Genomic DNA, 7,554 nt, shown 5'->3' on the forward strand with positions numbered 1-7,554 from the left:
TCATCACGTGTCGCGCGACGGCAGCGACGCCGGCGCGTCGAACGGCGCGGGCGGCCTGACGATGTGGGCGGCGGTCGGCCAGATCCTGATGCTCGACATCGTGTTTTCGATCGACAGCATCGTGACCGCGATCGGCATGACCGAGCACATTCCGATCATGTTCGTCGCGGTGATCGCCGCCGTGACCGTGATGCTGTTCGCCGCGCAGCCGCTCGCACGCTTCATCGAACGCAACCCGACCGTCGTGATGCTCGCGCTGTCGTTCCTCGTCGTGATCGGCATGACGCTGATCGCCGAAGGCTTCGGTTCGCACGTGCCGAAGGGCTATATCTACGCGGCGATGGCGTTCTCGGCGTTCGTCGAGGGCATGAACATGCTGGCGCGGCGCGCGAAGGTGAAGCGTGCGGTTGATGTGTCCGGCCGCTGAGCGCCGGCGGCGCGCCGCCGCCGCGCGATTCGATGCGACAATCGCCGCGATATCCACGGAGATGAAGCGGAGACAAACCGGAGATGAAGCGGACATGAGCACGGACATGAACACCGACATCCGACGCGTCGCGATCGTCGGCGCCGGCGTGATCGGCGCGAGCTGGGCGGCCTTCTACCTGTCGAACGGATTCGACGTCGTCGCGACCGACCCCGCGCCGCAGGCCGACGCGCGGTTGCGCGACGCGCTCGCCGGGTTCCTCGGCGACGAGGCCGCGGCGCTGACGCAGCGCTTCACGTTCGACGCCGATCTCGCGCGTGCGCTCGACGGCGTCGATTTCGTGCAGGAGAACGGCCCCGAGCGGCTCGACCTGAAGCGCGAGCTGTACCGGCAGATGGACGACGTGCTGCCCGCGCACGTACTGATCGCATCGAGCTCGTCGGGCCTGAAGATGTCCGACATCCAGACCGCGTGCGCGAAGCATCCGGAACGCTGCCTGATCGCCCATCCGTTCAATCCGCCGCACCTGATTCCGCTCGTCGAGCTGGTCGGCGGCGCGGCGACCGGCAAGGACGTGATCGCGCGCGCGAAGGCGTTCTACGACGCGCTCGGCAAGGAGACCATCGTCCTCAACAAGGAGATGGCCGGCCACGTCGCGAACCGGCTCGCGGCGGCGCTGTTCCGCGAGGTGTATCACCTCGTCGGCGAGGGCGTCGTGAGCGTCGCCGATGCGGACAAGGCGGTCGCATGGGGCCCCGGTTTGCGCTGGGCGCTGATGGGGCAGGGCCTGACCTATCACCTCGGCGGCGGCGCGGGCGGGATCGCGCACTTCCTCGAGCATCTGTCGGGCCCGATGACGAGCTGGTGGAACGATCTCGGCACGCCGTCGTTCGATCCTGACGTCGACCGCAAGCTGATCGACGAACTCCGCGCGATCCAGGGCGAGCATTCGATGCAGGATCTCGCCGCCGAGCGCGACCGGTTGCTCGTCGAGCTGATCGACGCGCGCCGGCGCAGCTTCCTGCCGTGATCGGGCGCAGCCGTTCCGGCTCCGCGCTGATCCTCTAAAGCTCGGCTGCCGCTGCAATCAGTGTCGCTTCGAGCGCGAGCGTCGAGCGCGACGCGGCGGCCGGGCGGTCGATCACATATTCGAGCTCGCCGAGTTCCGGCAGCCCCGCATCGAGCCGCGCGAGCCCGGCCGGGATCACATAGCCTGCGAACGCGCTGACCCCGAGCCCCGCGCTGGCCGCCGCGCGCAGCACCGCGACGCTGCTGCTGACCACCGCGATCCGGTACGGCCGGCCGATCGCGTCGAGCGTTTCGAGCACCCGGCGCCGCGACACGCTCGGCTCCGGATGCATCGCGAGCGGCAGCACGGCCTCGTGGCCGGTGATCCGCGAATCGGGGCCGGTACACCAGTACAGCGGCTCGCTACGGATCACGCGCCCGCGCCGGCTGCCGGCGATCCGCTTTGCGAACACGAGGTCGTGCCGGCCTTCGTCGAGTGCGTCGAACAGGTCGCCGGACAGCCCGGTCGCGATCGCGAGCTCGACCTCCGGGTTGCGCTGCACGAAGCTCGCGAGCGCGGCCGTCAGGTGGGCCGACGCGAAATCCTCCGACATCGCGAGCCGCACCTTGCCCGACAGCGGCGGGCCGCATACCGACGTGACGGCCTCGTCCATCAGCTCGAGGATGCGCACCGCGTAGCGGAACAGCGCGTCGCCGTGCTGCGACAGGCGCACGTTGCGGGTGTCGCGCTCGAACAGCGGGCGGTCGAGCAGCTCCTCGAGGCGGCGGATGTGCTGGCTGACGGTGGACTGCGACAGGCTCACGCGCTCGGACGCGGCGGTGAAACTGCCGGACTGGGCGACGGCGACGAAGCTGCGCAGCAGCTCGGGCGGTAACGGACGCATTGCTAAACCCACTGAATCGGTTTCGACAACTTCATAAATGGCCGGATTTTGCGGCGCTAGTATCGGCTCACGCCCCCGGTGCTGCGCGCGCGACTCGAAGCCTGCGCCGCACCGTGCCGGCGGCTGCTTCGGGCAGTCTACGGCATCAGGGCGCGGACCCGAAACCGCATCATCCCATCGACCGCCCGAGAATGCGCTCGCTCGACGAGCCGCCGGGGCCGCGGCACGCCGCCGCGGCAGACACAGGAGACGACTCATGATCATCTACGGAACCGCCTTGCTCGCGTTCTGCCATCTCGCCGGACTGTTTCTCGGCGACCTGCTCGGCACCGCGATCGGCGTGAAGACCAACGTCGGCGGCGTCGGAATCGCGATGCTGCTGCTGATCGGCCTGCGCCTGTGGCTGCACGGCCGCGGCTGGCTGCCGAAGGAGACCGAAGCGGGCGTGGGCTTCTGGGGCGCGATGTATATCCCGGTCGTCGTCGCGATGGCCGCGAACCAGAACGTGCTCGCCGCACTGAAGGGCGGGCCCGTCGCGCTGCTCGCCGCGATCGGCGCGGTCGTGATCTGCGCGGGCTGCATCGCGGTGCTCGCACGCACCGGCCGCGACGACACGGCGTTCGCCCGCGTGCCGCAATTCGAAGAACAGTGACCGGAGGCCGCGATGCTGCAGATGCTCGAAAAAACCGTCGCCCATAACGGCCTTGTCACGTCGTTCGCGCTCGTCGGCCTGGTCATGTGGATCGCGTCGATCGTTTCGCACAAGCTGACGTTCGGCCGCGTGCATGGATCGGCGATCGCGATCCTGATCGGCCTCGCGCTCGCGTATGTCGGCGGGGCGTTCACCGGCGGCGAGAAGGGGATCGCCGACGTGCCGCTGTTCGCCGGCGTCGGCCTGATGGGCGGCGCGATGCTGCGCGATTTCGCGATCGTCGCGACCGCATTCGAAGTGCAGCCGACCGAGGCGCGGAAGGCCGGGCTGGTCGGCGTGCTGTCGCTGTTGCTCGGCACCGTGCTGCCGTTCATCGTCGGCGCGTGCGTCGCACGCGCGTTTGGCTATACCGACGCGGTCAGCATGACGACGATCGGCGCGGGCGCCGTCACCTATATCGTCGGGCCCGTCACCGGCGCCGCAATCGGCGCGAGCTCGGACGTGATCGCGCTCAGCATCGCGACGGGGCTCGTGAAGGCGATCATCGTGATGGTCGGCACGCCGCTCGCCGCGAACTTCATGGGGCTCAGGACGCCGCGCGCCGCGATGATCTTCGGCGGCCTCGCGGGCACCGTGAGCGGCGTCAGCGCGGGCCTCGCCGCGACCGACCGGCGGCTCGTGCCGTACGGTGCGCTCGTCGCGACGTTCCACACGGGCGTCGGCTGCCTGCTCGGGCCGTCGGTGCTGTTCTTCACGACACGCGCGCTGGTCGGCGCATGAGCGGCACGAGCGCGCGGCCCGCATCCATCGCGGCGACCTCTGAGTCGCATCGGACATCATCATCAATCGGCGGCGGCGCCCGGCTTAGAATGCCGCTGAACCATCGAAGCGGGAGAACTCTATGACGGGATGGAATCACGCGCGACTCGCGCGCGATGCACGCCTCGCAGCCGGCGCGCACTACGCGCAACGCAAGCGGGTCGACGCGCGCGACGCCGTGGCATTGCTCGAAGCCGTGCTGCGGCCCGGCGACCGGGTCTGCCTCGAAGGCGACAACCAGAAGCAGGCCGATCTGCTCGCGACCGCGCTTGCCGATGTCGACAGCGCGAAGGTGCACGACCTGCACATGGTGCAGTCGGGCGTCGTGCTGCCCGAGCATCTCGACGTGTTCGAGCGCGGCATCGCGAAGCGTCTCGATTTCGCGTATTCGGGCCCGCAGTCGCAGCGGATCGCGAAGCTGCTGTTCGGTGGCAAGATCGCGCTCGGCGCCGTGCACACGTATCTCGAACTGTTCGCACGCTACTTCATCGACCTCACGCCGCAGGTCGCGCTGATCGCCGCGGTCAGCGCCGATGCCGACGGCAACCTGTACACGGGCCCGAACACCGAGGACACGCCGACCGTCGTCGAGGCCACGGCGTTCAAGGACGGCATCGTGATCGCGCAGGTCGACCGCATCGTCGACAAGGTGCCGCGCGTCGACATCCCCGGCGACCGCGTGCATTTCGTCGTCGAGGCCGGCCGGCCGTTCTACGTCGAGCCGCTGTTCACGCGCGACCCGGCCGCGATCACCGAGACCCAGATCCTGACCGCGATGCTCGCGATCAAGGGCATCTACCAGCCGTACGGGATCAAGCGCCTGAACCACGGGATCGGCTTCAACACCGCGGCGATCGAGCTGTTGCTGCCGACCTACGGCGAGAAGCTCGGCCTGAAGGGCAAGGTCTGCACGCACTGGGCGCTGAATCCGCATCCGACGCTGATTCCCGCGATCGAATCGGGCTGGGTCGAGCAGATCCACTGCTTCGGTTCCGAAGTCGGGATGGACGACTACATCCGCGCGCGTTCCGACGTGTGGTTCACGGGCCCCGACGGCTCGCTGCGCTCGAACCGCGCGTTCTGCCAGACGGCGGGCCTGTACGCGTGCGACATGTTCATCGGCTCGACGCTGCAGATCGACCTGTCCGGACATTCGTCGACGGTCACCGCCGAGCGGATCGCGGGTTTCGGCGGCGCGCCGAACATGGGCAGCGACGCGCGCGGCCGGCGACACCCGAGCGAGCCGTGGCTGAAGGCCGGCGAGGAGGCCGACCCCGATACGCCGGCGGCGCTCAGGCGCGGCCGCAAGCTGGTCGTGCAGATCGGCGAGACGTTCGGCGACAAGAACGTGCCGATGTTCGTCGAGAAACTCGACGCGCTGAAGCTCGCCGACAAGCTGCAGCTCGATCTCGCGCCGATCATGGTGTACGGCGACGACGTCACGCACATCGTCACCGAGGAAGGGATCGCGAACCTGCTGATGTGCCGCGACAAGGACGAGCGCGAACACGCGATCCGCGGCGTCGCCGGCTATACGGAAGTCGGCCGCGGCCGCGACCGGAAGATGGTCGAGCGGCTGCGCGAGCGCGGCGTGATCCGGCGCCCGGAAGATCTCGGCATCGATCCGCTCGACGCGGACCGTCGCTGGCTCGCCGCGCGCTCGATCAAGGATCTCGTGCACTGGTCGGGCGGGCTGTATGCGCCGCCGGCGCGGTTCCGCAACTGGTAAGGACACGGCAATGGAACAGTTGAACTATCGCTTCACCGCGCAAGCGCGCGCGAAGGGCGAGCTGGCCACGGCGCTCGTCGGCGTGGTCGCGTCCGGCAATCTCGAGGTGCTCGTCGAACGGGTGCTGCCGGGCAACGAATGCGAGATCGACATCCGCACCGCGGCGGTCGGCTTCGGCGAGGTCTGGCACGCGGTGTTGACCGATTTCGTCGAGCGGCGCGCGCCGGGCGGCCTGAAGCTGTCCGTCAACGACGGTGGCGCGCGGCCCGACATGGTGTCGCTGCGGCTCGCGCAGGCCGTGCGCGCGATCGAAGGAGACGCCGCATGAACGACCGTCACGCTCACGATCATTCGCTGCCCACCAACGAGGCAGCTCGGCGGGACGCGCCGACCGACGTCATCCACGACGCGCCCGCGTTCGTCGCGAACGCGTCGAGCTGGTATGAGGCGTCGGCGCGGCAGCGCATCGACGGCCTGCTCGACGCCGGCAGTTTCACCGAATTCCTCGGGCCGGCCGAGCGCGTGACGAGCCCGCATCTGCCGCTGTTCGACCTGCCGCAGCAATTCGACGACGGGATGGTCGTCGGGCGCGGCCTGCTCGACGGCAAGCCGGTGCTGGTCGCCGCGCAGGAAGGCCGCTTCATGGGCGGCGCGTTCGGCGAAGTGCACGGAGCGAAGCTCACGGGCCTGCTGCGCGCCGCGCGCGAGCTCGGCTCGATGCCGGTGCTGATCCTGTTCGACACGGGCGGCGTACGGCTGCAGGAAGCGAACGCGGGCGAACTGGCGATCGCCGAGATCATGCGCGCGCTCGTCGACGCGCGCGCGGCCGGCGTGCCGGTGATCGGCCTGATCGGCGGGCGCGCGGGCTGCTACGGCGGCGGCGGGCTGCTTGCCGCGTGCTGTTCGGCGCTCGCGGTGTCCGAGCAGGGCCGCATCAGCGTGTCGGGGCCGGAAGTGATCGAAACCAATCGCGGCGTCGACGAGTTCGACGCAAAGGACCGCGCGCTGATCTGGCGCACGATGGGCGGCAAGCACCGGCGGCTGATCGGCGGCGCGGACCGTTACGTCGCGGATACGCCCGACGCGTTCCGCGCGGCCGCGCTCGAACTGATCGGCCGCGCGCCGGCGTTCGGCGCGGCGATGCTGCGCGCCGAGCAGGCGCGGCTCGAAGCGCGTGTCGCGCGATTCGGCGCATGCGCAGACGCGCTCGACGTGTGGCGAACGCTCGGCGCGACCGCGCCGGAAGCGGTTCCCGGCATGCCAGACGACACGTTCGCCGCACTTGCCGACCAACTCCAGGAGCCCTCGCATGACGCTCGATGAAGTGCTCACATCGCTGTTTCCGCACGGTCACGCGATCGCGCGCGACGGCGGCCTGCTGTCCGGCCACGCGGAGCTGGCCGGCACGCGCGTCGACGTGATCGGCGTCAGCGACCGTCTGCCGTTCGGCATCGACGAAGCGTTGACGCTTGCATCGCACGTGCTCGCCACGCTCGAATGCGGCGGCGCGACGCCGATCCTCGTGCTGGTCGACAGCGACAGCCAGCGGATGAGCAAGCGCGACGAGCTGCTCGGCCTGAACGAAGGCCTGTCGCACCTCGCGAAATGCCTGATGCATGCGGATCTCGCGGGCCACCGGACGATCGGCCTGCTGTACGGCCACACGGCGGCCGGTGCGTTCATCGCGACGGCGCTCGCGACGCGCACGCTGCTCGCGGTGCCGGGCGCCGATCCCGAAGTGATGGACCTGCCGTCGATGTCGCGCGTGACCAAGCTGCCGCTCGACGTGCTGAAGGAGAAGGCGCGGTCGACGCCGGTGTTCGCGCCGGGGCTCGACAACCTCGTGAAGATGGGTGCGGTCGATGGGGTGCTCGATCCGGCCTGCGGGCTCGACGGCCAGGTCGCCGAATGGCTCGACCGGCCGGCCGATCGCGTCGACCGGCGCGCGGCGCGCGGCCGTCCGGTCGCGGCCGAGGTCGCGCAGCGCGTGTATGAGCTCGCGCGTGCCACGCAT

General features: G+C 69.7%; 9 protein-coding genes. 8 read left to right on the forward strand and 1 reads right to left on the reverse strand.

The window, feature by feature from the left end; genetic code table 11:
- Both G3N94_RS38440 and G3N94_RS38445 read left to right on the forward strand, forming a co-directional pair.
- Window positions 1-427: TerC family protein (locus tag G3N94_RS38440; RefSeq protein WP_205799434.1), on the forward strand; the 427-nt coding region annotated here is incomplete at its 5' end.
- A 106-nt stretch (window positions 428-533) separates the two neighbouring features.
- Window positions 534-1,457, forward strand: a complete 924-nt coding sequence (locus G3N94_RS38445; protein WP_205799435.1) for a 3-hydroxyacyl-CoA dehydrogenase NAD-binding domain-containing protein — start codon at window positions 534-536, stop codon at window positions 1,455-1,457.
- A gap of 34 nt (window positions 1,458-1,491) precedes the next feature.
- On the opposite strand, the gene G3N94_RS38450 is transcribed toward G3N94_RS38445, so the two are convergent.
- Window positions 1,492-2,340 carry a LysR substrate-binding domain-containing protein gene (locus tag G3N94_RS38450; protein ID WP_205799436.1) on the reverse strand — a complete coding sequence of 283 codons (849 nt, stop codon included), beginning with the start codon at window positions 2,338-2,340 and terminating at the stop codon, window positions 1,492-1,494.
- A gap of 256 nt (window positions 2,341-2,596) precedes the next feature.
- Here G3N94_RS38450 and madL point away from each other — a divergent pair, with 256 nt between their 5' ends.
- The 6 genes from madL to mdcE all read left to right on the forward strand — a co-directional run.
- On the forward strand, window positions 2,597-2,992 hold the full coding sequence (madL, locus tag G3N94_RS38455) for a malonate transporter subunit MadL (protein WP_205799437.1): 396 nt from the start codon (window positions 2,597-2,599) through the stop codon (window positions 2,990-2,992).
- Window positions 2,993-3,004: 12 nt separating this feature from the next.
- Window positions 3,005-3,772 carry a malonate transporter subunit MadM gene (madM, locus tag G3N94_RS38460; RefSeq protein ID WP_205799438.1) on the forward strand — a complete coding sequence of 256 codons (768 nt, stop codon included), beginning with the start codon at window positions 3,005-3,007 and terminating at the stop codon, window positions 3,770-3,772.
- 121 nt (window positions 3,773-3,893) lie between these two features.
- Complete coding sequence (gene mdcA, locus G3N94_RS38465) at window positions 3,894-5,540, forward strand: malonate decarboxylase subunit alpha (protein WP_205799439.1); 1,647 nt, start codon at window positions 3,894-3,896, stop codon at window positions 5,538-5,540.
- Window positions 5,541-5,550: 10 nt separating this feature from the next.
- Window positions 5,551-5,868: a malonate decarboxylase acyl carrier protein gene (mdcC, locus tag G3N94_RS38470; RefSeq protein ID WP_205799440.1), complete on the forward strand. Its 318-nt coding sequence runs from the start codon at window positions 5,551-5,553 to the stop codon at window positions 5,866-5,868.
- On the forward strand, window positions 5,865-6,863 hold the full coding sequence (locus tag G3N94_RS38475; RefSeq protein WP_241022316.1) for a biotin-independent malonate decarboxylase subunit beta: 999 nt from the start codon (window positions 5,865-5,867) through the stop codon (window positions 6,861-6,863). Before mdcC ends, G3N94_RS38475 begins: the two co-directional genes overlap by 4 nt.
- Window positions 6,850-7,554 (forward strand): biotin-independent malonate decarboxylase subunit gamma (mdcE, locus tag G3N94_RS38480; protein WP_205799441.1); only part of this gene is annotated, 705 nt, incomplete at its 3' end. The genes G3N94_RS38475 and mdcE, both read left to right, overlap by 14 nt.

The organism is Burkholderia sp. Ac-20353 (assembly GCF_017104785.1).
GTDB lineage: Bacteria > Pseudomonadota > Gammaproteobacteria > Burkholderiales > Burkholderiaceae > Burkholderia.